The organism is Faecalibacterium sp. I4-3-84, assembly GCF_023347255.1.
In the GTDB taxonomy this organism is placed as follows: Bacteria; Bacillota; Clostridia; order Oscillospirales; family Ruminococcaceae; genus Faecalibacterium; species Faecalibacterium taiwanense.
Genome location: NZ_CP094466.1, coordinates 2452339 through 2477753, shown reverse-complemented (window position 1 = coordinate 2477753; position 25415 = coordinate 2452339). Strand labels below are relative to the sequence as shown.

Annotated in this window: 18 protein-coding genes, 2 pseudogenes and 1 riboswitch; of the genes and pseudogenes, 10 read left to right on the top strand and 10 right to left on the bottom strand. The window is 56.5% G+C overall.

The window, feature by feature from the left end; all coding sequences use genetic code 11:
* Window positions 1-333: 333 nt before the first annotated feature.
* The 7 genes from MTP41_RS12165 to MTP41_RS12135 all read right to left on the bottom strand — a co-directional run bounded on the left by MTP41_RS12165 (window position 334) and on the right by MTP41_RS12135 (window position 11461).
* Window positions 334-3342, bottom strand: coding sequence for a glycoside hydrolase family 2 TIM barrel-domain containing protein (locus MTP41_RS12165; RefSeq protein WP_249235609.1), 3009 nt, complete (start codon window positions 3340-3342; stop codon window positions 334-336).
* Between the two features lie 96 nt (window positions 3343-3438).
* Window positions 3439-5127, bottom strand: a complete 1689-nt coding sequence (locus tag MTP41_RS12160; RefSeq protein WP_249235607.1) for a DUF2264 domain-containing protein — start codon at window positions 5125-5127, stop codon at window positions 3439-3441.
* Window positions 5127-6287 (bottom strand): glycoside hydrolase family 88 protein, encoded by a 1161-nt coding sequence (locus tag MTP41_RS12155; protein ID WP_120119722.1) that lies wholly within the window; start codon window positions 6285-6287, stop codon window positions 5127-5129. Before MTP41_RS12155 ends, MTP41_RS12160 begins: the two co-directional genes overlap by 1 nt.
* A 5-nt stretch (window positions 6288-6292) precedes the next feature.
* A complete protein-coding gene (gene uidA / locus MTP41_RS12150; RefSeq protein WP_249235605.1) occupies window positions 6293-8089 on the bottom strand; it encodes a beta-glucuronidase in 1797 nt (598 codons plus the stop codon).
* 72 nt (window positions 8090-8161) lie between these two features.
* Window positions 8162-9022, bottom strand: a complete 861-nt coding sequence (locus tag MTP41_RS12145) for a carbohydrate ABC transporter permease (RefSeq protein ID WP_097778345.1) — start codon at window positions 9020-9022, stop codon at window positions 8162-8164.
* A gap of 17 nt (window positions 9023-9039) precedes the next feature.
* A complete protein-coding gene (locus tag MTP41_RS12140) occupies window positions 9040-9966 on the bottom strand; it encodes a carbohydrate ABC transporter permease (RefSeq protein ID WP_097778346.1) in 927 nt (308 codons plus the stop codon).
* Window positions 9967-10141: 175 nt separating this feature from the next.
* Window positions 10142-11461 (bottom strand): ABC transporter substrate-binding protein, encoded by a 1320-nt coding sequence (locus MTP41_RS12135; protein WP_097778347.1) that lies wholly within the window; start codon window positions 11459-11461, stop codon window positions 10142-10144.
* Between the two features lie 342 nt (window positions 11462-11803).
* On the opposite strand from MTP41_RS12135, the gene MTP41_RS12130 reads away from it, so the two are divergent.
* Genes MTP41_RS12130 through MTP41_RS12110 form a run of 5 tightly spaced genes read left to right on the top strand, consistent with a single transcriptional unit; the run spans window position 11804 to window position 18874 of the window.
* Window positions 11804-13621, top strand: a complete 1818-nt coding sequence (locus tag MTP41_RS12130) for a sensor histidine kinase (RefSeq protein WP_249235604.1) — start codon at window positions 11804-11806, stop codon at window positions 13619-13621.
* On the top strand, window positions 13596-14858 hold the full coding sequence (locus tag MTP41_RS12125; RefSeq protein ID WP_249235602.1) for a response regulator transcription factor: 1263 nt from the start codon (window positions 13596-13598) through the stop codon (window positions 14856-14858). Before MTP41_RS12130 ends, MTP41_RS12125 begins: the two co-directional genes overlap by 26 nt.
* Before the next feature lie 14 nt (window positions 14859-14872).
* Window positions 14873-16669 (top strand): heparinase II/III domain-containing protein, encoded by a 1797-nt coding sequence (locus MTP41_RS12120; protein WP_097778350.1) that lies wholly within the window; start codon window positions 14873-14875, stop codon window positions 16667-16669.
* Between the two features lie 11 nt (window positions 16670-16680).
* A complete protein-coding gene (locus MTP41_RS12115) occupies window positions 16681-17475 on the top strand; it encodes a carbohydrate-binding protein (RefSeq protein ID WP_097778351.1) in 795 nt (264 codons plus the stop codon).
* A gap of 1 nt (window position 17476) precedes the next feature.
* Window positions 17477-18874, top strand: coding sequence for a hypothetical protein (locus MTP41_RS12110; protein WP_249235600.1), 1398 nt, complete (start codon window positions 17477-17479; stop codon window positions 18872-18874).
* Between the two features lie 659 nt (window positions 18875-19533).
* On the opposite strand, the pseudogene MTP41_RS12105 reads toward MTP41_RS12110, so the two are convergent.
* A pseudogene (locus MTP41_RS12105) lies at window positions 19534-19695 on the bottom strand (DUF6061 family protein); the annotation flags it as partial.
* A gap of 576 nt (window positions 19696-20271) precedes the next feature.
* On the opposite strand from MTP41_RS12105, the gene MTP41_RS12100 reads away from it, so the two are divergent.
* Window positions 20272-20526: a DUF6061 family protein gene (locus MTP41_RS12100; RefSeq protein WP_097778355.1), complete on the top strand. Its 255-nt coding sequence runs from the start codon at window positions 20272-20274 to the stop codon at window positions 20524-20526.
* 92 nt (window positions 20527-20618) lie between these two features.
* Here the strand turns inward: MTP41_RS12100 and MTP41_RS12095 are convergent, their stop codons facing one another.
* A complete protein-coding gene (locus MTP41_RS12095) occupies window positions 20619-20963 on the bottom strand; it encodes a winged helix-turn-helix transcriptional regulator (RefSeq protein WP_097778356.1) in 345 nt (114 codons plus the stop codon).
* Between the two features lie 222 nt (window positions 20964-21185).
* Between MTP41_RS12095 and MTP41_RS12090 the strand changes: the two genes are divergently transcribed.
* From MTP41_RS12090 to MTP41_RS12075, 4 genes and pseudogenes are all read left to right on the top strand, one after another.
* The gene (locus tag MTP41_RS12090; RefSeq protein ID WP_097778357.1) at window positions 21186-21581 is read left to right on the top strand and encodes a pyridoxamine 5'-phosphate oxidase family protein; all 396 of its coding nucleotides are present in this window, start codon (window positions 21186-21188) and stop codon (window positions 21579-21581) included.
* Between the two features lie 15 nt (window positions 21582-21596).
* Window positions 21597-21714: riboswitch (FMN riboswitch) on the top strand.
* 121 nt (window positions 21715-21835) lie between these two features.
* Window positions 21836-22444: a 4Fe-4S binding protein gene (locus MTP41_RS12085; RefSeq protein WP_249235598.1), complete on the top strand. Its 609-nt coding sequence runs from the start codon at window positions 21836-21838 to the stop codon at window positions 22442-22444.
* A 2-nt stretch (window positions 22445-22446) separates the two neighbouring features.
* Window positions 22447-23226: a protein-ADP-ribose hydrolase gene (locus tag MTP41_RS12080; RefSeq protein ID WP_249235597.1), complete on the top strand. Its 780-nt coding sequence runs from the start codon at window positions 22447-22449 to the stop codon at window positions 23224-23226.
* Window positions 23171-23608: pseudogene (locus MTP41_RS12075) on the top strand (Sir2 silent information regulator family NAD-dependent deacetylase); the annotation flags it as partial. The gene MTP41_RS12080 and the pseudogene MTP41_RS12075, both read left to right, overlap by 56 nt.
* Window positions 23609-23679: 71 nt before the next feature.
* Here the strand turns inward: MTP41_RS12075 and MTP41_RS12070 are convergent.
* A complete protein-coding gene (locus MTP41_RS12070) occupies window positions 23680-25404 on the bottom strand; it encodes a recombinase family protein (protein WP_442900305.1) in 1725 nt (574 codons plus the stop codon).
* Window positions 25405-25415 lie beyond the last annotated feature (11 nt).

Sequence of the window (25415 nt, the reverse complement as noted above, 5' to 3'; positions counted from 1 at the left end):
ATTTCATAAAAATTTGTAACACAATCACGATACCCCGCGCAATGATTCTCAGGTTTATATAACAAAAAAGGGGCTGTTGCAAAATAAAAATGCGATAGCAATTTGCACAAAGAAATCTACAAACAAAAAATCCCCCTACACTGGCCGATGAAGTCAGCGAAGGGGAATTTTGTATGCCGCCGGAGCGGCGAAATGTAAAAAATCAAGAGCGGAACTGCAAACGGTTATCGGTCTTGGCAGAGACGGCACGGTCAATGTATCGCAAATATACTATTTGTATGTTGCGTTAATTTTTATCTTGTGACGGTTTTGCAATAAGACCAAAGTGAATTTTTATTTTTGGATCATAAAACGGAACGAGGTTCCCTTCTCCACCGCAAAGCAGGTGTCCGCATGGGGCTTTGCGCCCCAGCTGTTGTCGCCGCCAACGCCGCGCTGGAAGGCCGCGCAGCGGACAACAGTCTTACTGTCGTCCCGGGGCAGTTCATAGAGGTGCCGGGCGTTTTCCAGCTCATGGGGCGTATAGGGCAGTGCCGAGAAGGTCATGCCGTCCCCTGCAAAACCGATACCCGGGATGCTGCCGGTGACAGTTGCACTGTACACACCTGTGCGGCTGCCGCACTCCTGCGGATAGACCGGAGTGTACTGGGCAAAATCCTGCTGGACGTTGTAGTTCCACACACCCATCTTACCGCCTGCGGTGCGGTCAGCGGTGGTCTCCCGGGGGCCAAGCCCCAGATAGGAGACCTCGGTCAGTTCCCGCCGCAGCGGGAAGAGTAATCCGAACTCCGGCAGTTCGGTGTGCTCGCCCTGCCATGTCATAGTGATATCGCAGCGGCCTGCGCCGTCGATGGCAAAATCAACAGGCAGCATCTGCCCATCTGGCAGGGTATAGTTTGCGCGGACGGTGACGAACTCACCCTTTGCTTCGGCAGTCAGGTTATCGCAGCGGGCATACAGTCCGGCGGTTTTCCAGAAGGCAAATTCAAAGGGTTCTGCACAGCCCTCGTCGTTGTTGGTAGGCGCACGCCAGAAGTTGGGGCGCACGGTATCGTCCAGCAGCTGCACGCCGTTATAACGGATGGATACAAGACCCTTGCCTCGGCTGAAGATGTACTCAAAGCCCTCGCCCTTTACGCCGATGTTGTAATCCATCTCCACCAGCTGCGGGGCGGGCAGGGTCAGCCGGGCAGTGGTGTGGTCGTGCCATACCTGCCCAAAGGCGGCTTCATAGCCCGCCGTGATTCCGGGCAGCGCAGCCCGCTGGATAGCGGTAATGGTCATGCAGGAAAGCCCTGTTTCCGGCAGAGCGAACGGGAACACGATGTGCACAGTCTTGCCGGGTGCGCAGTCTGCCCGCAGTACCGCGCGACGCTCCGGCTTGCCGTTGACCGAGGATGCAAACACAAGGTCGTAGGCGTTCAGGTCGGTAAAGAGGTTCCGGTTTTCAATCACGGCTTCGGTGTCGGTCAGGGTGATTTTCAGCGGCGCGTATGCCGCCTTGACCGCATCCATCTTGGGGGTATTGCGGCGGTCGGGCAGCACAAGGCCGTCCACGCAGAACTCCCGGTCGGTGGGGCGGTCGCCAAAGTCCCCGCCGTAGGCAAAGCCGGGCTTGCCGTCCGGTTCTGTCACCGCGATGCCGTGGTCCATGTACTCCCAGATAAACCCGCCCTGATACAGCGGCTCTTCGTAGGCATACTCGGTGTAGTCGGTAATGCCGCCGTTGGAGTTGCCCATGGCGTGGCTGTACTCGCACATGATGAAAGGCTTTTCCGGGTGCTCTGCCAGAAACTTTTTGATGTCTGCCACCGGGGTATACATCTGGCTTTCCATATCGGAGGTGGCGGGGTATTCCCGGTTCCAGAAAATGCCCTCGTAGTGCACAAGGCGGCTGGGGTCAGTGTGGCGGAAGTATTCGCTCATCTCCCACAGGATCTTGCCGCCGTGGCTCTCGTTGCCGCAAGACCAAATGAGGATGGCCGGGTGGTTTTTGTCCCGTTCCAGCATGGCTTCGGCGCGGGCAAGCACATTCTCCCGCCACTCCGGGCGCGCACCGGGCAGCGTCCATTTGTCCGAGCCGTCCGCACCCAGCTTCTGCCATGTGCCGTGGCTTTCCAGATTGGTCTCCCCGATGACATACAAGCCGTATTCATCGCAAAGCTGTAAGAAATACGGGTCGTCCGGGTAGTGACTGGTGCGCACGGCGTTGACGTTGTGGGTCTTGAGGTTCTGCACATCCCACAGCATCTCTTCCCGGCTGACCGTGCGGCCGGTGCGGCAGCTCCACTCGTGGCGGTTGACCCCCTTGAACACGATGCGCTTGCCGTTCAAAAGCATCTGACGGTCTTTCAACTCAAACCTGCGCAGACCGACCTTCAGCCCGGTGCGTTCCACGAGAGCACCCTCGCGCAGCAGGGCAATTTCTGCCTCGTACAGGTTCGGCTGTTCGGCGCTCCACAGGGCAGGGTGCTCCACCGCAAAGGTAAAGGAAACATCCTGCACGTCCTCCTCCACATCCGGGTCAGCCTCGCCCTTGCCGAACACCACACCGCTGTCGTATTCGGCAGGCTCACCCACCTCGGCAGACTGCTCCTCGCCGTCAAACACCACCGAGATGGTGCCTGCGCCGCTGACCTTGCAATCAAAGGTGACGGTTGCGCTGGAAAAATCATCTGCAAAACTCTGCTTCACAAAGACATCCTCGAGGTGAACTTCCGGTTTTGTGAACAGCTCCACCGAGCGGAACAAACCGCTCATGCGCCAGAAATCCTGATCTTCCAGCCAGCTGCCGGAGCAAAAACGATACACCTGCACAGTCAGGGTATTTTCGCCGGGATGGATGGCGGCGGTCATATCAAATTCAGCGGGGGTAAAGGCATCCTCGGTGTAGCCGATGTACACCCCGTTGCACCAGACGGCGGCGGCGCTGTCCGCACCGTTCAACCGCAGGTAGCAGCTTGCCCAGTTTTCCGGCAGGGTGAAGCTGCGCCGGTACTCCCCGATGGGGTTATACGCCTGCGGGATCTCGCCGGGATGCAGCTTTTCATGACCATCCCATGGGTACTGGGTGTTGACGTAATGGGGCGTGCCGTAGGGGTGACCGGGCTTTTGCAGACTCTGCAGCTGGATAAAGCCCGGCACGGTCAGGGTGTCCCACTCCGAGAAGGGGGCGGTGAGATTTTCTGCATAGCGGAAGCTCCACGCGCCGTCCAAACTGACGGTCAGGGGCATTTCTGGGCTGGTCTGGTCCGCAAAATGGGCGTGGAAAGGCAGGCGGTTCTGCTGAAAAATTTCCGGGTCGGCCAGCAGCGCCGGGGTGATCGGGTTATTCAAGGGCATAAATTTCACCTCGCAGCATAATTCTGCTCTCATTATAGCACAGCAAATAGGAAAATCAGCCGTACAAAAACGACTTTTTCCCGGAGAGAAGCGGCATCAGTATGCTTCGTCAAAAATCTCGGTATCCAGCTCTGTATGCCCCTTGGGGATGTGGTACTTTACGGCAGGCAGGTGGACGTTGGTAAAATACAGGCTGGTGTTGGGGTCACAGCCAATGACAACGGCCTCTCCCCTGCCTGCCACGGCACTGCGCAAGGTATCGCAGCTGGCGGTGGCAAGGCCATCCTCGGCGCATTCCTTGTAGTCCGGCGCAAAATTAGGCACGGCAAAGCCGCAGTCGTAGGCATCGCATTCGTATATGCTGTCAATTTCGTGGTGGCGGCGGTGGCCGGTGGAAGTGGGGGTAATGGTGGTGGTCACCTCAATACCGGGGAAAGGTGACCACTGCGCAGTCACAGCCCCTGCTTCAATTTTCCACGTTTTGCTCACCTTGCGCACAAACACATTGTCGTCGATGACAAAGGCCAGCATACTGTCCGGTGCAGCCTGATTGAGCACCTCACGGCTGCGGGAGGCGCAGAAGCCAAAGCGGGTATCGTAGGCAAATTTTGCGTACTTTTCCGGGAACTGCCCATGCCCGTGTCCCTCGTTGACACCGGCGGCGTAGGCCGTCACCCGGCCTGCACGGCGCTGCACCAGCATATTGGCATAGGGCATGGGTTTGAGCCATTCTAATGCGGGCATGGGAGCGGCCTCTGCAGACCAGAAGGGGTGGTCGTCCGGCAGAGCAAGCAGCAAAAAGCTCTTCATGCCCCAGTAAGGGCTGCCCGGGGCGTTGTACCGCTCGGCCATATACATCTGCGGGTAGCAGTAGCCGATGGTCAGAATGCCGTCCCGGTCGAACATCTTCTGTTCCAGCCACCAGTTGAAGTTGCGGACGATGATCCCCTTCATTACCGGCAGAGGCAGCGGTTCCACCCCAGCCCAGATGCAGGCTGCCCAGAAGCTGTTCTGGGCAAACCGGTAGGTCAGGCTGCGGCCAAAGGGCAGCGCTGCACCGTTGGCATCGAACCAATAGACGAACTGCTGTGCAAACAGCTGGGCGCGCCGACGGTAGAGTTCTGCGCGCCGGGGGTCGGTGTCGGCGGCAAGCTTAGAGTACAGCAGCCCGTAATACTGGATGGCCCAAGGAATGTAGTAATCCTTCTGGATGCTGGCACCATCGGTAGACCAGCCGTCGCCGCTGTAATAGCTGTCAATTTTGCAAAGGCCATCCTCCAGCAGCTCCGGGCTGTAGGACATCCCCACACTCTTGAGGGCAAGGTTTACCAGAATGCGGAAGAACTGCCAATTGCAGTCCGGGATGGTGTGGACATTGATCTGCCCCAGCCATGCGGCAAGGTTCTGCTTTTCGGTGTCCGAAAGCGGTGTCCAGAGCTTTTCCGGCGCGGTGAGGATGCCGCAGGCAATGGCAGCCATTTCCACATAGCACTGGTCGTACTCCCCAGTAGTGCCCCAGTATTCGGGGTTTTCCGGGTCGGCACCGGCGGCAAGACCCTTGCGGTAGATTTCTTCAAATTGCGGGTCAGAGCCACCGCCCACCCAGAAGGGTACCAGTGCCCACAGCGGGCGGCTGAAGGCTTCCAGCTCAATGGCGCTCCGGTTGTAGGTCACGCCGGTCTCGCCCAGATGCAGCCGGGCACAGCCTGCGGAATAATACGGTTTGAGCGGGTCGAGAAATTTGTGCATCAGCGCGGTAAAATCCGCTTTGGTCTGCAAGTTCATCACCAGTACATCTCCCAGTCTTTGGTCAGGCGGGTCAGCGCCTCCATGTAGAAATAATCGCCCCAGCTCGTGCATTCATCCACGCCCTCCGGGGTGCAGGTGTTGTAGGGGCTTTTTTTGCTGTAAGTGCCGTGGAGCAGTTGGCCGGAGCCCAGAGTGCCGGGCTTGACGGCATAGTGTGCCGCAAGGCTGCCCAGCATCTGCCGGGCCAGAGTGCGCCACTGGGCAGCTTCTGTTTCGTCCACATATTTTGCAGCCTCCAGCAGGCCGCAGGCCACGATAGCCGCCGAGGAACTGTCCCTCGGCTCGCCGCTTTCCGGGGCAAAGACCATATCCCAGCAGGGCACCAGATCCTCCGGCAGGCGGGAGAGATAAAACTCCAGCGCCTTGCGGAACACCTCGAGGAACTTTTCATCATGGGTGTAGGTGTAGCCGATGGCGCTGCCGTACACGCCCCATGCCTGCCCTCTGGCCCAAAAGCTGTCATCCTTGTAGCCCTGACAGGTGCGGCCACCCTTGGGGGTGCCGTCCGGATTCATGAAGAAGGTGTGGTAGGTGCTGCCATCCGGCCGGAAGGAATTTGCCAGTGTGGTTGCTGTATGCGCTGCCGCGATCTCCCGGTAGTGGTCGTTTCCGGTGGTCTCGCCGGCCCAGTACAGCAGCGGAACATTCAGCATACAGTCGATAATATAGCGGTAATTGTCGGGGTCATCCATGGTGCCCCAGGCCTGCAAAAACTTTCCGCTGGGCTGGTAACGGGTCAGCAGCTGGTCGGCGGCAGCGATGGCGGCATTTTTGCCTTTTTCGCTGCCCACCAGCTTCCACGCTGCCACGCAGGTGGGGCTGTACAAAAAGCCCATGTCGTGGTGGTCTACCTCCACCTTGCGGGCAATGCGGTCGGCAAAGCTGTCCACCTGAATGAGGGCGGCGGTCTTGAATTTCTCGTCGCCGGTGGCCTCGTAGGCCAGCCAGATCTCCCCCGGCCAGAAGCCGCAGGTCCACTGATCGTTAGCGCAGCCGGGGTAGATATTGTTCACGCTGGAATGGTTCTGACACTGGTAGGTGTACAGCGGCAGATTGGTCTCCACCTGCTTGCAGGCATCGGCCAGAGCCTGCCTTGCCTCGGCATCGGTCATAGCGTGGTTTTGGTAGGTTTTCATCGTGATCACTCCTTAAATCCAAAGGTCGGAATATCGTGCCATCGTTGGCGCAAAAAGTGCATTCCCAGCTTGGGGCGGCGATCCCGGGTGAACAGACCCTTTTTGTTGCCGTCCACCCGCATGGGGCCCTGCACGGTGTCGTAGTCTGCAAAGTTCCAGACAAATTCTCCCACAAACCACGGGCGCTTGTCAAACTCTGCATCCAGACGGCGGTAAAACTCCACCTGAAACTCCTCGCTGAACATCTCTGCTCCGGCGGTGTGCAAGCCTGCTACGGTGTCCGCGCCGTATTCGCTCATCATCACGGGCTTGTGCTGAGATCCCCAGAAATCCAGCTCCTGATTCAAGCCATAGCAGGCAGCGTCCATGTCTCCGGAAAGGTTGTACCAGCCGTAGTAGCGGTTGATGCAGACGATATCCATGGTGCGGGTGGTGATATCCCTGGTATAGTCGTTCTGGCAGCAGACGAGGGTGACCGGGCGATCCTGCGGGTCCAGCTGATGCGCCAGCTCATACAGCGGGTGCCAGTAGTCGTAGGCATCCTGCGGGAAGTGCTCCAGATCCGGCTCGTTGCCAAGGCTCCACAGCACCACGCAGGGGTGGTTTTTGTCCCGTTGGATCATCTCGGCAAGCACCTGCCGGTGATGCTCCGCAAGGGGGTATTCCTTGTAGGGGTTCAGCGCAGCTCCGCCGCCGATGCCCACCGCCGGGGTCTCGTCCATGACCAGAATGCCCTCCCGGTCGCACAGGTCGTAAAACTCCTCGGCATAGGGATAGTGGCTGGTGCGCACAGCGTTGGCGTTTGCCCAGTGGATCAGGTTCACGTCCTTTACGTTCAGCACCGGGTCAAAGCCGCGGCCGTGGGCGGTAAAGTCCTCGTGCTTGCAAAAGCCCTTGAAGTAAAACGGCTTGCCGTTCAAAAGCACCCGGGTGCCCTTCACCTCAATGCTGCGAACCCCAAAGGTCTGGTCGTAGACGTCTGCCCCACAGGTGATGTGGAGGGTGTACAGGTAGGGCGTGCCGGGTCTTGGCTCCCAAAGGTGCACTTCCGGGATGGTGATCGTGCCCGCTGCGCCCTCTGCCTGTGCTACGGCGTTGCCGTCAGCGTCCAGCACGGTGACATGGACAGGTGCGCCGCCGGTGGTTTTTACCGTGTACTGCACCGTGCCGTCCACGGCGGGCACTACGGTCACATCCTCAATGTACTCTTTAGGGGTAGTGTAGAGCACCACCGAGCGGTGGATGCCGGCATAGTTGAAGAAATCAAAGTTGGGGCGGTTCTGGGGTGCGGCGGCACGCTTTGCAGCCTCCACACTGGGAATGCCCGCATTGTCCGAGCCAAAGAAGGCCAGCTGCCCGTCCTCGTTGCCCACCGGCAGGGTGCTGTGGTTCACCCGGTTGTCGCAGGCTACGGTCAGCAGTGCAGTCTCGCCGGGGCGCAGCAGGGCGGTAACATCTGCTTCAAAGGGAGTAAAGCCGCCCTTGTGCTGCGCAATGAGCCGGCCGTTCAGCCAGACCTTTGCGGTGTGGGTCACCGAGCCAAACCGCAGCACCACCCGCTGCCCGGTGCAGAAGGCGGGCAGGGTGACCTGCCGCTGATACCACGCCCAGCCGTAGTGGCGGCGCAGGGCGGTGGTCTGGTCGTTCTGGTCGTTGTAGCTGGCAGGCACGGCGATGGGCTGGGCATCCGGCAGCGGCTTTGCGGGGTCGAACCGATTTTCCTCGCAGTTGCCCAGCATAAACTCCCATGTACCGTCAAGACTCAGCTTCAGGCGAGCTTCATTCTGTTCAGGATATAACATAACGCATTTCCTCTATTCAAACAAAACTGCGGGGCGCAGGTACTGCCCACGCCCCGCTTACGGGTGATTTGTTTAACCCTTGATGCCGGTGGATGCCACGCCCTGCACAAAGTATTTCTGCAGGGAGAGGAACACGATCAGCACCGGGATCAGTGCCACCACAGAGGCTGCCATGATCAAGCCGTACTCTGCGGAATACTGGGTGATGAACATGCGCAGACCGATCTGGATGGTCTTGAGCTCGGTCTTGGTCAGATAGATCAGGGGGCCAAGGAAGTCGTTCCAGGTGTTCACGAAGGTGAAGATGGTCAGGGTGGACAGCGCGGGCAGGCTGAGGGGCAGCATGATGTGCCACCAGATGCCGTACTCGCTCAGGCCATCGATACGGGCAGCCTCACACAGCTCGGTGGGCACGCCCTCGTAAAACTGCTTCATCAGGAACACACCAAAGGCACTGAAGGCCTGCAGGCACATGATGGCCAGATGGGTGTTGTTCAGGTGCCACGAGCTCATCATCATGAACTGCGGCACCATGTAGGCCTGCCAAGGTACGGCAATGGTGGCAATGTAGCCGAGGAAGAGCACATTCTTGCCCTTGAACTGCATCTTGGCAAAGGCGTAGGCCGCAAAGGAGGAGGTGAACAGCTGCAGCAGGGTGACCACCACGGTGATCTTGACCGTGTTCTTCACAAAGGTGAGCAGCGGGATCTGGGTCCAGATGTCCACATAGTTCTGCCAGCGCGGATTTTTGGGGATCCACTGGATGGGGAAGCCGAACACGTCCTTATTCAGCTTAAAGGAGGAGGACAACATCCACAAAAAGGGCAGCAGCATACAGGCTGTGATGACGATGAGGAAGAAATAGATCAGGAACTTGGAGATGAAGTTGCGGCGCTTCTGGGAAGCGTGGTCTTTAATAACAGCGGTTGCCATAGCTTCTTCCTCCTTTCTCAGTTATCGCCCTTGGAGCCGCGGAACTGGATGATGGTAACGATCAGCACCAGTACGAACAACACCATGGCAATAGCACTTGCGTAGCCGTATTTCGGGGTATTTACGAAGGCTACATTGTAGATGTAGTACACCAGCGTCATGGTAGCGGTACCGGGGCCGCCCTGCGTGATCATGTACATCTGGTCGTAGACCTTGAAGCCGGAGATGGTGAGCATGATGACCACAAAAAAGGTGGTGGGGCGCAGCTGCGGCAGGGTGATATGCCAGAACTGCTGCCAGCGGTTTGCACCGTCCAGCTCAGCGGCTTCGTTCAGATCCGGGTTGCAGCCCTGCAGGCCGGCCAGATAGATGACCATGTAGTAGCCCATGTTCTTCCACACGCTGAACAGGATGACCGTCAGCATGGCGGTATCCTTGCCGGCAGCCCAGCGGGGCAGGTTTTCCACTGCCACGCCGAAGAACTGGTTCAGGAGCATGTTGATGGGGCCCATGGAGGGGTTGAAGATCATGTTCCACACCGCTGCCACCGCAACCAGCGAGGCAACGTAGGGGAAGAACGCCACGGTGCGGAAGAAGTTGCGCAGCTTCACATTCTGGTTCAGCAGCACGGCCATCGCCAGTGAGCAGGCCAGCGTCAGCGGCACAGTGCCGATGACATAGACGATGGTGTTTTTCAGCGCCGCCTGAAAGATCTTATCGGTGGTGAAGAGCTTTACAAAGTTCTTCAGGCCGATAAATTCGATGGCGTGGCGGCCGTCCCATGCGCAGAAGGCCAGCGCAATGGCAAACACCATGGGCACCAGCGTAAACACGCAGAAACCGATGAAGTTTGGCGCAATAAAGGAATACGCGATGAGAGAATCGCGGGTCGATTTTTTTAGCACTTTACGGGGAGTTTTATTCTGGACAGCAGCACTCGCCATAAAAGAGCCTCCTTTCCAGGAAGTATAACAGCTTACCAAAAAATGAGCGGGGCGGGCGCTGTGCATACCCGCCCCGCTCGGACAGGGCTTTTTCCAATGTGTGTTTATTGGAAAATAAATGGGGAATGAAAATGATGAAGAAGGAGAAACGCTAAGCAATGCGAGAAACGCTTTATCAGCCGAGAACTGCGGGAACCTGATCGTTCATGTTCTGGATGCCCTCGTCCACGGTCTCGCTCATGGTCATAATGGCATCGTGCTCGGCGTTCAGGATGGTCTCGATATCAGATGCATACTGGGTGTAGGGCATTTCCAGATAGACATTGCTGGTGGTCAGTGCATCCACGGAATTGCTGTCCTCAGGGAAGCCCTCGGTGGACTTGATGATCTCGGCGGTAGCATCGGAGCCGCAAGCCGGGAAGGTGCCGGTCTTGGCAATGGCCTGTGCGCCCTCCTCGGAGACACACCAGTTGATGAAGTCGGCAGCGGCCTCAGCCTTGGGAGAATCGGCGTTGATGGCCAGGCTGGTCACAGTGCCCAGCGTAGAACCGGCAGCTGCACCGGCGGGGTGCGGGTACTTGACGATGCCCCAGTTGAACTTGGTCTCAGCATCCTTCATGTAGGCTTCCAGCGTGGAGATGAACCAGCTTCCCATGTTGACCATTGCGCACTGCTGGTTCTCAAAGGCTGCGGAGTAGTGCAGAGAGGATGTCTTGAGGTAGCCGTAGTCCATGCAGATGCCGTCCTTCTGCTGGGCAATGACCATATCGTAGGTGGGCTTCATGAAGTCGTAGGTGCCGTCGATGATGGTGTTCTTGCCGTCCAGAATGGAGAACAGAGAAGCGGCGGAGCGCCAGGTGTGGTAGTGGCAGCCATAGACCTTGGTATCGCCGGAGCCGCTGGTCATCTTGCGAGCCAGAGCATCGTAATCTTCCAGCGTCATGTCGTTGGAGGGATACTCCACACCGGCCTTATCGAACAGGTCCTTGTTGTAGTACACCACCCAGAAGTCGCTGCGGAAGGGCACGGCGTAGAAGTTGCCGTCGTCGGTGGTCAGCTGCTCGATGGTGCCGTTGAAATCGCCGGCATCGCGGGTCAGCACCTCGTTCAGGGGCTTGAGGTAGTCCAGATTGATCAGGTTTGCGTAGCCGGGGATATCCTTGACGGTCACGACATCCAGATCGGCGCTGCCGGCCAGCTGGGTAGCCAGAACGGTCATGTAATCGCTGGAGCCAAGGTCCACCATCTCGATGGTAACATCCTTGTGGCTTGCCATGTAGCCGTCGGCCATGGCCTGCCAGTAGGGGGTGGACTCCTTATCCCACACCGACCACTGCAGGGTAACAGGGCCTGCGGCTGCGGATGCAGCGGTGGAACTGGCAGCGGAGGAAGCAGCCGTGGAGCTGGCGGAAGAGCCGCCGCAGGCGCTCAGGGCAGCAGCTGCGCCACAGGCGGCGGCAGCGGTAAGGAACGAACGGCGAGAAATCTTTTTCATAAGTGTGTCCTCCTTCAGGGCAGTGTGTGTTTCGTACGGCGGTGTCCCCCGTGCTTGGGAGCCGCTTGCTTTTGTTGACACTAGGATACCGCACAGGCGCAAAAAACGGAATGGAAAAAATTCTGGAACTGTTGCAGTTTTTCTGCGTCTTTTTGAAAAAGATGCACTTTCTTACACTGGGGTCTGCACTTTCTTGCTTTCTTGCACAGTTTACATTCTCACCGAAAGAAAAAAGCGTATAAAGCGCACAATTTTCATGCAAAAAGCCGTTGACAAACAGCGTCGGAATCAGTACTGTATAAAGGAAAGAATACAAAATATTACCGGAAAGGAGGTTCCGTCATGAAAAGCAGTCATCGTTTCCCTCTGCGGCGGCAGATCATGTGGGGGATGCGTTTTTTTACCCTCCTTACCTCGCTGGCTGTGGGCGCAGCACTGTTCACCCTCTCCAACCAGTATGTGCGCGCCAACTCTCTGCAGGCGGCGGAGTTCAACCTGCGGCTGGTGGCTACCTCCATCGAGACCAGTCTGGACAGCGCCGATGACCTTTTGAACTGGGCTTCCATCAACAGCACCGTGCGGCGGTACATCTCGCAGGAGGATGTCAATGGCGCCCAGACCATTGCCGCCTACAAAGCTGTGCAGGAAAAATACTATTCCAGCACCCTGTACAGCCACATCCTCCGCTTCTTTATTACCAACGAGAATGACCGGCATTTGCAGTTCGGCACGCTGAACGCCTCGGCGGCGCTCAACCGCACCAGCGTAAAGCAGTTTTTCTCCAAGGGGTACGGGATGCAGTTCACCACCGACCCGCTGCTGCCCGGCAACCCGGATTGCATTGCCATCAGTCAGCCTATCCGCTGCGGCAAGGGCACTCTGCACCGGGGCAGCACCTACCTTGCACTGGATACCGCCATCGTCACCGACCCGGCGGCGGGTTACAGCCTGACCGACGGCAGCGCGCTGTACTGGGAGACGGGCAGCCGCCTGTGGCAGATCGAAAATGGCAGCCTGACCGAGACCGAAAACCGGCTGCGGGAGGTAGCCTACACCCTGCGCACCGAAAGCAATAACGGCATGACCGAGCAGACCGCGTGGCAGGGCAAGGTGCAGCTGAACGGCCAGAGCTACTATGTTGTCAAGGTTACGCTGAACGGCCGCAGCGCGGCGCTGGTGCAGCTTTTGCCCGCAAGCACCTTTTTGCAGCACTACGGCGTGTACCTGTGGCTCATCGCCCTTGGCATAGCCATCATCTGGGGACTAAGCTTTTTTATACAGTATTGGCTGGAATTGGTCATCACCCGCCCGGTGGAGGCGCTGCAAAAGCGCATCGAGACCGTGGGCAGCGGCAACTTTGCCCCGGACCGCGCGGTGGAGTGGAACAACGAGCTGGGCGACATTGGCCGCGGCATCAACCAGCTTGCCGAAAACGTAGACAGCCTGATGACCCGCCGCGTGGAGGACGAACGTCGCAAGCAGGAGCTGGAATACCGGATGCTGCAAAACGAGGTGAACCCGCACTTTATCTACAACACCCTCAACAGCATCCGCTGGATGGCTACCATCCAGCACGCGCCCGGCATTGCCGAGATGGTCACCGCCTTTGCACGGCTGACCAAAAGCATCTCCAAAGGCACCCAGAAGCTGGTGCCTTTGCAGGAGGAGCTGGCATTGCTCAACGATTACTTTACCATCCAGCAGTACCGCTACGGCGGCGACCTGGAGATTGAGGTCTCCCGCATTGAAAGCGAGACCCTTTGCCGGGACTGCATGATTCCCCGGTTCACCTTGCAGCCGCTGGTGGAAAACGCCATCTTCCACGGGCTGGAACCCAAGGGCGGCCACGGCAGCGTGCTGCTGGATATCTCCACCGACCCGGATACCGGGGACGTATTGCTGCGCATTACCGATGACGGCGTGGGCATGCCGCCGGAGCAGGTAGCTCACCTTCTGGACGAGCCCGCCGAGGGTGCCGAAAAGGCTGAAAAGTTCCGTCATGTCGGCCTGTGGAACGTGAACCGCCGCATCCGGTATTCCTTTGGCGAGGGTTACGGCCTGACCATTGAAAGTGAAGAGGACGTGGGCACCGAGGTCACCATCCGGCTGCCCTATCAACAGAAAGGAGACACCCATGCTGCGGATATTACTGGTGGATGACGAGCCGCTGGTGCTCATCGGCCTGCAGGGGATGCTGGAATGGGAAAAGCTGGGCTATACCGTCTGCGGCACCGCCCGCAACGGAAAGCTGGCGCTGGAACTCATTGAGCGGGAGAAGCCGGATATCGTCATTGCCGACGTAAAAATGCCGGTGATGGACGGGCTTACCCTTGCCCGCACCTGCCGGGAGCGCAACGCCCTGCCCGCCTTTATCATGCTGACCAGCTTTGAAGAATTTGATTACATCAAGCAGGCCATGGGTGCCGGAGTGGTGGATTATCTGGTCAAGCTGGACCTGACCCCCGAAAACCTGCAAACCGCCCTTGCCAAGGCCGCCGAAAAGGTAAAAAAGGAGCGTGCTTTGCTGGGCGAATTGTCAGCACAGGAAAATCTTGCCGAGAGTGTGCGCAGCTATCAGGAGCGTTTTTTCGTGCGGTTGTACGCCGGGCTGTTCCCGGACGAAGCCGCATTGGAGCAGCCTTTGCAGCACATGGAGCTGAACCTTGCAAGCGACGCCTACCTTGTAGCCAGCTGCGAGATCATCGCCAACACCGCCCTTACCCCCGCCCAGCAGCTGAAGCTGAGTTTTTCCTGCGGGCGGATGCTGGAGACCACCCTGCAAAACTACCTGCCCTGCTATGTGACCGGGGCGGATGCCATGCGCTGCAATGTGCTTTTCTGCCTGACCGATGCCCAGTGCCAAAAATACCGGACGGTACTGCGCCCGCTGCTGGAACGCGCCAGCCAAATTCTATACAACTATTTCACGGTACGGCTGCTCTGGGCGGTAGGACGCCCCACCGGCTCCCTGCTGGGGCTGGCGCGCCGCTGCCGGGAAAACGCCCACCTACAGCCCCTGCTCACGGTGGAGCAGCCCATCCAGTTCGTGGAGGTCAACGAGGGCGACGCCACCGCCGGGAAGATACAGGTGGTGGCACAGGTGCAGGAGTATATCAAGAATCACCTTTCGGAAAAGCTGACGCTGGCAGATGTGGCTGCGGTGTTCAATTTTTCGCCCAACTACCTCAGTCAGCTGTTTGGCAAATACGGCGACAGCGGCTTTGTGGAGTACATCACCGAGACCCGCATTGCTGCGGCCAAGGAGATGCTGGAACAGGGTGATTTGAAGGTCTACGAAATTGCGGAAAAACTGGGCTACGAAAGCGCCTTCTATTTTTCCAAGGTGTTCAAAAAGGTCACCGGGCTCAGCCCGCGGGAATATCAGCAAAGTATTTGAAGTCGGAGGCTTTTATGATACAGGAACAGCTTGCCTTTCTGCCGGAATTTCTTCCCGACTACCGCCCCTTTCCCCCTGCCAAAGAGCGCCCCGCATGGCTGGCTTTACCCCCGCGGGCAAAGCACCGCTTTTTGAAAGCCGGAGAAGCCGCGCTGCAAACACCCCTTGCGCCCCTGCCGCTCTCCCTCTGGCTGGATTTCACCCGCACCGGGCAGCGTGCCGCATGGGAGGCGGCTTATTTTTCCCGCCGGGCGCGGCTGTGCGCACTGGTATGCGCCGAGTGCGTAGAGCACAGCGGGCGCTTTCTGGATGCCATTGCGGATACCGTATGGGCGCTCTGCGAGGAAAGCGCATGGCAGCTGCCTGCCCACAACAGCTATGTGCGGGACACCCCGCAGCTGCCCCTGCCGGACACTTCGAAGCCTATTGTAGAGCTTTTTGCCGCCGAGACCGGGGCGCTGCTGGCGCTGACCCGCTACCTGCTGCACGACGAACTGGATACCACCGCGCCGGGCATTGCAGCGCGGATGGAGCGGGAGCTGAACGCCCGCATCCTGACGCCCTATTTTACAGGCCACTTCTGGTGGATGGGAAACGGTGCGGAAGCCATGTGCAACTGGACGAGCTGGTGTTCCCAGAACGTGCTGCTCACGGTTTTTCTGCTGCCCACCTCGCAGGAACAGCGCTGCGCAGCGGTAAAACAGGCCGCGTATAGCCTGGACTGCTTTTTGAAGGACTACGGCGCGGACGGCTGCTGCAACGAGGGCGCACAGTATTATCGCCACGCCGGGCTGACCCTGTGGGGCTGCCTTGAAATTTTATCTGCCGTAGCACCGCAGGCCTTCTGCGCCCTGTTCCATGAGCCTAAAATCAAAAATATTGCGGAGTACATCTGCAATGTCCATGTAGAAGGGCCTTACTACCTGAACTTTGGCGATTGCAGTCCCCTTGCCGGGCGGTGCGGTGCGCGGGAATACCGCTTTGGGCAGGCCGTTGGCAGCGATGCTTTGCAGGCACTTGCGGCGGCAGACTTCCGTGCCGATGCCGACCCCGACCACCTGCAGAACCCGGACGGCAGCACCCACATCAACCTGTGGTACCGGCTCATCACCGCCTTTGCAGAGCAGGAGCTGATGGAATGCGCTGCAATTCCCCAGCATCTACCCACGGTGTGGTACCCCAGTGTGGGCATTTACGCCGCACGGCAGGGTCGCTGGGTGTTAGGGGCAAAGTTTGGCTCCAACGGCGACAGCCACAACCACAACGATACCGGCAGCATTACTGTATACAAAGACGGGAGGCCGTTCCTGATCGATATCGGGGTGGAGAGCTACACCAAAAAGACCTTCAGCCCCCAGCGGTACGAAATTTGGACGATGCAGAGCGCATGGCACAACCTGCCAACCTTTGACGGCATCCAGCAGCTGCCCGGCGCGGAATACGCCGCCCGGGAGGTGCACACCACGGAAAACAGCATCACCGCCGAGCTGGCAGGCGCGTACCCGCCTATCCCAGGGCTTACCACCTACCGCCGCTGTGTATCGGTCAGTGAACAGGGCATCACCCTGCGGGACGAAACAGACTATCCCGGCACGGTGGATCTGACCCTGCTCACCGAGCAGCAGCCTGCCGCCACCGCAGATGGCTTTGCGGTGGGCACGCTGGGCGGTATCCGGTTTGACCCGGAAAAGGTCGCTGCCAAGGTCACACCGGTACCCATCACCGACCCGCGCCTGCGCACCGCATGGCCGGAAACGATCTATAGGATCACCCTGCATTTCAAAAAATCACTGAATGTCGTGCTATATTAAGGAGAACCGCCATGGAGACCATCAAGCTGAAAATTCTGGACGAAGTGGGTCACACCCTGATGACCTGCGATGCCGACACCAACGTATCCCTTGTTTACACCAACTCCTACAAGCCCGGTGACCGGGTGGCGCTGGAAATCGACCATCCCGGGCAATACTGCGTCATTCAGTTTGAGGACACCATGCCCGAAGCCCTTGTGTATGTGGTAAAACGGGAGATCAATTTCCATATTCCCTTCGGGGAGCAGGCCATCACCTACTCGCCCAAAAGCTTTGTGGGCAGCCGCCATGTCGTCCGCGCACGCCTTGCGCTGCCGGAAGAAATTGCTGCACGGCGGAACTTAGCCTTCAACTGCTACGATGAGCACGGCGACACCGGCTTTTATCCCCACGCCAGTGCCAACGTGGAAACGCGCGGTGAGGCGGTGTTTGCCGCCCGCAACGCCATCGACGGCATCTTTGAAAACAGCGCCCATGGGGAATACCCCTACCAGAGCTGGGGCATCAACCGGGACCCCAACGCCGCCCTGACCCTGGATTTTGGCCGCGAGGTATTATTGGAGGAGCTGCGCATCACCGAGCGGGCAGATTTTCCGCACGACAGCTACTGGGTAAAGGCTACGGTAGAATTTTCTGATGGCAGTCAGCTGGACATTCCGCTGGTAAAAAGCGCCAAGCCCCAGAGCGTTGCCTTTGAGCCCAAGCGGGTGCGCAGCCTTGTGCTGAAAGACCTCATTCAGGCCGAGGGTACCTCACCCTTCCCTGCCCTGACCCAAATCGAAGCCTTTGGCACCGAGGTGAAATAAAATGAGCCTATACAATTCTCTCTATGAGCGGGAAGGGCATGGCATCAGCCCCAACGAGCCGGAGAAAAAGGGCTTTGCGCGCTTCTGCCAGATGGTCGGCCGCGACCTTGGTCAGCTGCTAGGCACAAACCTGATCGTCTGCATGCTTTGTCTGCCCGCCGCGCTGGGGATCTCGCTGGGCGTGACCCTGTTTTCCCTGCCGGTCACGGTGGTGTGCAGTCTCCTCACCGGTCTGCTGGTCGGCCCTGCCATGCTGTTGCTGGCAGATTGCGCCCTGCGCAGCTTGCAGAACGACCCCTCCCAGTGGCTGCCCCGGGCAAAACAGACCCTTACCGCCCACTGGAAATCTGCCTGCGGCTTTGGCTGCATTGGCACACTGGTGCTGGGGCTGCTGTGCTTTGTATCGGCCTTTGTATTTGAGGCCGCCGCACAGCAGGGCTACTACCCCGGCCTTGCCGTGCTGGTATTTCTGGCGCTGGATTTCCTGGTGCTGGCGGTTTTCAGCACCCTGTGCGCCGCTGTACTGCCGCTGCAAGCCCCGGACAGCCTGCTGCGCCGCGCGGGCAGACTGCTGCTTAACACACCGATTCGCTGCGTGGCGGCAGGTATCGTGATGCTGGCAGGCATCGGCGGCATGCTTTTGCTGTTCCCGGTCAGCGTATTCTGGGCGGTGCTGTTCGGTTTCTGGTTGCCCGGGCTTGCAGCCATGCAGACCCTGTTTCCCGTTTTGCGGCAAGAATACGGCGTACAGGTGCGCACCATTTCGCACCCGGCAGCGCCCGATAAGATCCTGACCGCGCAGGAGCAAAAAAGGCGTTCCCACGTCAACTGGTGGTACTACAACTGGGGCATCGTAGCTGTGGCGGCTATGGTCATTGTAGGTGCAGCGTATGTGGCACACGGCCTGCTGACCGCCGTAGACCCCGATTACACCGTGGCGGTGGTCACGGCAGAAGCCCTGCCGGACGATGCGGTGCAGCGTCTGCAGACTGCACTGGCGGACTATGCGGACGATGCCAACGGCGACGGGGCTGTGGTGGTGCAGGTGAACAACTACACATGGAGCGCCAACGCCGCCCTGACCGACATGAACGGCCAGATGGCTGGTGCCACCCAACTGAACACCGATCTTGCCAACGACGAAAGTACAATCTGGATCCTCGAAGACCCAGAGGGCTTTGAGCAGGCTTATGGGGCGCTGAGCGAAAAGCTGGGTGCCGACTGGGCCGGACAGCTGATCGACTGGGACGAGCAGCCGGTACTTTCCGCTCTCGATCTTGGAAGTTATAACACCACTACCGATGGTAGCCAGCGCATTGCTGTACAAAGCTGTTTTGCTGGCTGTAAAATTGCGATTTTTGACAGGGAAGATCGTTTATGGCGTTCTTTGAGCTCTTGATTCAATTGTTAATACCAGACAATCGGTTCTCCATGGCATCATAAGTCTTACTGCTACCGCTTTACCGCAATGAATTCCCCAAAACCATCTTGACGCACCTACACTTCCATGATACCCTTTATTCCAGATCCTGCTGAAAAAGTGGTGGTTCTCACCGTGATAACCACCACTTTCAGCGGATAATCACCCCGGAAAGAATGTACCGCCCCGCAACACACCCGATCATTTTGCCGCCGATTCACCCCGACAAAATCATCGCTGCGCTGCGTGGGCGGTATTTTTCTTTTTCACAAATAAACCCTCATGTAGTCGTTCAATCTTCAAAAAATTGTTTTTGGTTGTCAGATGCACAACTTTAAGTGCTATTCTTGCGTTTGAAAGAAGCAAGACGTAGTGTCTGCACTGCGCCCGACTTTCTTCATACTGAACCTTGAATCCTTCATAACCCGTCTGAACGTGATATCATCATCCACTTCTGTCGGACCTCTCGCATAGATCCCTACTGCCTGATATGAAGTGGTATGCAGATATAAAAGAAACCTCCCCAGACATGAACTGCACCCCAGTCTTTCCCAAATTTTGTGTAAAGTCCAAACAGCTATTTTGGATGTGCTGGACACCGCAATGAGCTTTGAGGATTTCTCGGAGAAACTCATGCAATTGTAGATGAGGTAGTCCAGTTCAGCCCTCTGCGACATGGTCACATCCAGCGCATCCTCGACCCCGGTACAGTCGATAAAGATTTTCCTCCCATCCCGGAGCAGCAGCTCCACGCAGCCGGTGTCCATGTTAAACTGACAGGCTCTTGCATCGTACTTCATAATCTTGCGTCCTTTCTGCCTTACGGCACTCTTACAGTGGTCTGTCGTGCTTTCTTATGATAAGGTCTGGGACGTTTTTCGTGGGAAGCAATGGATTCGTTCTGTTTTCCGAAGAACACAAAAAATCCGAACCCTTCCCCTATCGGAAAAAAGTTCGGATTTTGTTGTTGTGGTGCACCTCCAGGGACTCGAACCCTGGACCCACTGATTAAGAGAAACCGATGTGCAACATTCGTCAATTTTCCGAATCACGCAGTTTCGTTGTTTTTGGCGTTTTGTCGTGATTTTATACTTTGCATCCTTTGCATTGTCTGCACACAATGTTCTGTCTTGCATCTGTTATCCAGCTATTCCGGTGTGCAAAAAGTGTGCAAAAATGTGCAGAGCCAAAATCAGCCCCTGAAAAGCGCACCTGATTTTTATGCAATGGGGTGAAAATGAGCCGGTTTCGCCCGGCGAATAGCGTACCCGATATTACCAATTTATACCACACATCAAATGTACATCAACAATTTGATTCTTGGCAGGGATATGGACAATCGAACTGACATCACCCTATATAAAAGGAGTTTTACCATGAACAAACTGCTTTCCTGCCGCCACAACATGGACACCAACCGGGTAGAAGCCCGGTTTTCTGACGCCTCTGCCATTGCCATCGACTGCATCGTCATCGAGGACGAGTACGGCAATACCCCAGCACAGAGGGCAGAGCTGGACTGGCTGCTGTACAATAAGCCGTTGGAGTATGCACAGCTTGTACTGAGTGGGAAGATTGCGCACTATCTGTCACTGGGATGTGAGCATGGCAGACCAAAAGATCAAGTCTAATGAACCAAACAACTGCTGATCCGTATTTCTTTTGATACGGGTTAGCAGTTGTTTCTGTTTTATGCATATCACAACTGCGCAAGCAAATACGCTTATTCCGCCTTCCCTTCCAGCCTGTTTTTATACCCTTCGCCCCATGCCCGCATGGCATCCAGAACCGGTTTCAAACTATATCCCAATTCGGTCAGAGTATATTCCACCCGGGGCGGCACTTCAGCATAGACCTTCCGGGTCAGCAATCCGCTTTCCTCCATCTGCCGCAGCTGAGCGGTCAAAACCTTCTGGGTCACATGGCCGATGGACTTTTTCAGTTCTCCAAAACGCTTTGTGCCCAGCATCAGATCCCGGAGGATCAGCACCTTCCATTTATCGCTGATGAGGGTCAGGGTGGTCTCCACCGGGCAGGCCGGGAGTTCTTTGAGGATTTCCTTTTCCATAATTACCTCCAAGGGAATTTCAAGTGGTCATCGTGCCGGATGCACGGATACCACACACCGCTTTACGGCATCATTATAGCTTTCAACAGCAAAAAAAGCAAGCAGCATCGCAATAGTATCTTTCCGGTAACTACACCACAATATTGTGCGTACTTCACAAGCCGCACAAAGCGCACTACAATAAAGCTGTCAGAAAAAAAACAATGTATGGAGGTACATCCCATGAATAAAGTCGTAGAATTTCTGAACACAAACCCGGTGCAGTATCTGGCCACCGTAGGCCGTGACGGCAAGGCCAAGTGCCGCCCCTTCATGTTTGCCGGTGAGCTGGACGGCAAGCTGTGGTTCTGCACCAACAACCAGAAGGATGTTTACAAGGACCTGCAGGCAAACCCCAACATCGAGATCTCCGTTTCCAGCCCGGAGTACGCATGGCTCCGTCTGCATGGCAAGGCTGTGTTTGAAAACAACATGACCGCCAAGGAGATGTGCATCGCAAACCCCATCGTGAAGAGCCAGTACGGCGAGGCTACCAACCCCATCTTTGAGGTGTTCTATCTGGAGGATGCCCACGGCATCATTGCAGACTTCTCCGGCAACCCTCCCTACGAGTTCTAAGAAACTCTCTCAATTCAACATCTTCGGGGCAAGGTGAAATCCCTGACCGGCAGTAAAGTCTGCGAAGCGCAAAAGCGCCCGATACGGTGAGATTCCGTAACCGACGGTATAGTCCGGATGAAAGAAGATATGAGGAAGCAGCCCCGCAGGAAAACCCGTCCTGTGGGGCTGTTTCAAATCCAAGCTTATCATTGGCAGCTTTGCCATGCTGATGTACAAGCGGCTTGCGCCGATTCTGAAAGGTCGTTGACGGTATGACGAAACAAGATTATTTGGAATTACTGGTGAAAAATATCCATTCCACCACCGTGGCCACCATCGGAGCAGACGGTCATCCCCAGACCCGTGTGATCGACATGATGCTCTATGACAAACAAGGTGTGTATTTCCTTACTGCAAGGGGCAAAGCATTCTATACCCAGCTCATGGCGCAGGGCTACATTGCTCTGTCCGCCACCAGAGAAAAAGTCTCGATTTCTCTGCGCGGAAAAATCAAAAATATCGGCAGAGAGAAACTAGATGAGATTTTCGAGAAAAACACCTATATGCAGTCCATCTATCCCGGCGATACCCGCAGTGCCCTAGAGGTGTTCTGCCTGTATGAGGCGGACGGCGAATATTTTGACATCAGCGTTCCGGCGCACATTGTCCGGGACAGCTTCACCATTGGCAAAGCAACACAGGAAGCACCGGGTTACTATGTAGGCGAAAGCTGCATCGGCTGTAAGCTGTGCTACTCTGTCTGTCCGCAGAAGTGCATCGACATTACCAAGAAGCCGGTGGTCATTGACCAGCACCACTGTCTCCACTGCGGGCGGTGTGCGGAAGCCTGCCCTAAGCAGACAATCGAAAAGAGGGTTTGACTATGAACCAGAGTGAGCGGCGAACGATCCTTATTCAGGTGCTTTTGAAAGAACACCCGGAGTATCGGGGACTGCGGATACCGGCAGACGCAGACACCCAGTGGCAGCTTCTGCGGGGCTTGCTGAATATCCGTGAACCACGGCGTATCGGCACAGACTTTCTGCAAATACAGGATGCGTACCTGCAAGAGGAAATCGCCGCAAAAGGCATCACCGATGCGGCTGACCTGACGCCCCTGCAGCCGGGGCTGTACCTCTGGCAGGGGGACATTACCACCCTGAAATGTGATGCCATCGTCAACGCTGCCAACAGCGACATGACCGGCTGCTACTGCCCGAACCACGGCTGTATCGACAACGCCATCCACACCTATGCCGGGGTGCAGCTGCGTCTTGCCTGTGCAGAGATCATGGACAGGCAGGGACACCCGGAACCCACCGGACAGGCAAAGCTCACGACCGCATTTAATCTGCCCTGCCGCTATGTGCTGCACACGGTTGGCCCCATCATCCATGGTCGGGTGACTCAGCAGAACCGGGCATTGCTGGCTTCCTGCTACCGGTCCTGTCTGGAGCTGGCGGCAGAGAACAGGCTGGAAAGCATGGCGTTCTGCTGCATTTCCACGGGAGAGTTTCACTTTCCAAACCAGCTTGCAGCAGAGATTGCGGTGCAGACTGTGAAAGAATTTCTCAAAAAGCAAACCAGTGTGAAGAAGGTGATCTTCAATGTTTTCAAAGATATGGACAAAAAAATCTACGAACGACTGCTCCGGACCGATTGATACGCTGCGGCAGGTTCTGAGCCATGCCGATGCAGTGGTCATCGGTGCAGGTGCAGGGCTTTCTACCTCGGCAGGTTTTACCTATGACGGGGAGCGGTTCCGGGAATATTTCTCCGATTTTGCCAGCAAGTACGGCTTTACGGATATGTACTCCGGCGGCTTTTACCCCTACCCCACCATGGAGGAATACTGGGCATACTGGAGCCGCTATATTTACATCAATCGCTATCAGGATGCACCCAAGCCGGTGTATCAAGGTCTGTTTTCTCTTGTGAAAGACAAGGACTACTTTGTACTGACCACCAACGTGGACCACTGCTTCCAGAAAGTAGGGTTCGACAAAAAGCGGTTGTTCTACACGCAGGGGGATTACGGTCTGTTCCCGTAGCAGAGTTCCCATAAAACAGTATTTGCAAAAGTTCCCTAAATGGGGAAGATTTGGCGTGACTTCGGTCACGCCTTTTCTTTCGCTTCCAGTTCATCCAGAGGGATGTACCCCAGCCCATCGTACTTGATATGGATGTGCTGCACCCGCTTTCCGCTGGACTTATCCGGGGCATCCACATAGATGGCCGACACCAGTTCACGGAGAGCATAAGGGGTGAGTTCTTCAATATGAACGTACTTGTGCGCTTTCTGGACGAACTTTTCAATATTCTCGATCTGCTGTTCCTGTACTTCAATTTCCTGCTGGATGGAGAGAACTTCCTCTTCCAGCTGCTTCTGTTCGGCATCGTAGCTCTGACTCATCATGTCGAAGCGGTCATCGCTAAGCTTTCCGTTAACATTGTCCTCGTAAATCTTCATGAACAGCCGTTTGAGGTCTGCGATCCGCTTCTCATTCCGGGCAAGCTGCTTCTTCAGGACAGTCAGCTTTTCGGTGCTTTCCACCCGAAGCTGCTCCTCCATGACCTTGCGGAAGTAGTCCTCATGACAGAGGATGTAGTCCGTCACCCGCTGAACATGGCTTAGCACACGGCCCTCCAAAACCTTTACCCGGATGAAGTGTCCCTTGCACTTGCTCCCGTTCTTCTTGTGCAGAGAGCAATCAAAGAAGTCTTGACTGAAGTCCCTGTGATTGGACGAACCATATTGCATCTTGGAACCGCAGTCAGCGCAGTAGACCATACCGGAGAAAATGCTGCTCTTGCCTGTCCGGGTCATGCGGTGACGCTGGCTACGAATCTCCTGAACCTTTTCAAACACATCATCGTCAATAATGCGCTCATGTGTATCCGGAAAGATAGCCTGATTTTCCACGGGATTCAGATGTCTCTTTTTATCCCAGATAGAGTTAGTATAGGTCTTAAAGTTGACTGTGCAGCCAGTGTACTCCCGGCGTTCCAGAATCGAACTTACTGCTCTTTTATCCCAGCGATAAGGGTCTTCCGGGGCGGGTGAGTTCGTACTCAGGCCATGGCTCAACTTATAGGCGGTGGGAGTCAGAACTTTGTCCACCCACAGTTGGTTTGCAATTTGGGTCGGGCCACGGCCTTCCATGCACATGGAGAAGATGCGCTTCACGATTGCAGCCGCTTCTGAATCAACAAGCCAATGTTTCGGGTTCTCCGGGTCTTTCACATAGCCGTACGGCACATTGACCGTCAGCGGTACTCCACGCTCTCCCTTGGCCTTCTGAACAGCCCGAATCTTGCGGCTGGTATCGCGAGCGTAAAACTCGTTGAACCAGTTCTTAATGCCCGCAAAATCGTTGTTTACGCTGTTCGGGTCAATGGTGTCGTAGTTGTCGTTAATGGCAATGTAGCGAACGCCATACTGGGGAAAGGTGAAGTTGGTGTACAGACCTGTCAAGGCAGAATTACGCCCCAGTCGGGACAGGTCTTTCGTAATAACGATTCCTACACGTCCTGCTTCGATCTCGGCCAGCATACTCTGAAAGCCGGGACGGTCATAGTTCGTGCCGGAGTAGCCATCATCCACAAAGAATACCGGGTTCGGGAAGTGGTTCTTTTTGGCGTATTCCAGAAGGATGGCCTTCTGGTTCTCAATGGACAGGCTTTCGCCGAGCCGTGCGTCCTCTTGCGACAGCCGGCAGTAAAGTGCGGTGATCTTATTCGTTGCTCCAGACATTGTTGTGTCCTCCTTACTCTGTGGAGCAACTGTCAGTACAGGATTGGTTACCGGGTCAAGTATAGCAGAATTGGGCGCAGTTGTCATTCGTCTGCACC

Bases quoted from the DNA above. Each gene is read 5' to 3' on its own strand.
- MTP41_RS12165 (WP_249235609.1), bottom strand. From the start codon at position 3,342: ATGCCCTTGAATAACCCGATCACCCCGGCGCTGCTGGCCGACCCGGAA.
- MTP41_RS12160 (WP_249235607.1), bottom strand. From the start codon at position 5,127: ATGAACTTGCAGACCAAAGCGGATTTTACCGCGCTGATGCACAAATTT.
- MTP41_RS12155 (WP_120119722.1), bottom strand. From the start codon at position 6,287: ATGAAAACCTACCAAAACCACGCTATGACCGATGCCGAGGCAAGGCAG.
- uidA (WP_249235605.1), bottom strand. From the start codon at position 8,089: ATGTTATATCCTGAACAGAATGAAGCTCGCCTGAAGCTGAGTCTTGAC.
- MTP41_RS12145 (WP_097778345.1), bottom strand. From the start codon at position 9,022: ATGGCAACCGCTGTTATTAAAGACCACGCTTCCCAGAAGCGCCGCAAC.
- MTP41_RS12140 (WP_097778346.1), bottom strand. From the start codon at position 9,966: ATGGCGAGTGCTGCTGTCCAGAATAAAACTCCCCGTAAAGTGCTAAAA.
- MTP41_RS12135 (WP_097778347.1), bottom strand. From the start codon at position 11,461: ATGAAAAAGATTTCTCGCCGTTCGTTCCTTACCGCTGCCGCCGCCTGT.
- MTP41_RS12130 (WP_249235604.1), top strand. From the start codon at position 11,804: ATGAAAAGCAGTCATCGTTTCCCTCTGCGGCGGCAGATCATGTGGGGG.
- MTP41_RS12125 (WP_249235602.1), top strand. From the start codon at position 13,596: ATGCTGCGGATATTACTGGTGGATGACGAGCCGCTGGTGCTCATCGGC.
- MTP41_RS12120 (WP_097778350.1), top strand. From the start codon at position 14,873: ATGATACAGGAACAGCTTGCCTTTCTGCCGGAATTTCTTCCCGACTAC.
- MTP41_RS12115 (WP_097778351.1), top strand. From the start codon at position 16,681: ATGGAGACCATCAAGCTGAAAATTCTGGACGAAGTGGGTCACACCCTG.
- MTP41_RS12110 (WP_249235600.1), top strand. From the start codon at position 17,477: ATGAGCCTATACAATTCTCTCTATGAGCGGGAAGGGCATGGCATCAGC.
- MTP41_RS12100 (WP_097778355.1), top strand. From the start codon at position 20,272: ATGAACAAACTGCTTTCCTGCCGCCACAACATGGACACCAACCGGGTA.
- MTP41_RS12095 (WP_097778356.1), bottom strand. From the start codon at position 20,963: ATGGAAAAGGAAATCCTCAAAGAACTCCCGGCCTGCCCGGTGGAGACC.
- MTP41_RS12090 (WP_097778357.1), top strand. From the start codon at position 21,186: ATGAATAAAGTCGTAGAATTTCTGAACACAAACCCGGTGCAGTATCTG.
- MTP41_RS12085 (WP_249235598.1), top strand. From the start codon at position 21,836: ATGACGAAACAAGATTATTTGGAATTACTGGTGAAAAATATCCATTCC.
- MTP41_RS12080 (WP_249235597.1), top strand. From the start codon at position 22,447: ATGAACCAGAGTGAGCGGCGAACGATCCTTATTCAGGTGCTTTTGAAA.
- MTP41_RS12070 (WP_442900305.1), bottom strand. From the start codon at position 25,404: ATGACAACTGCGCCCAATTCTGCTATACTTGACCCGGTAACCAATCCT.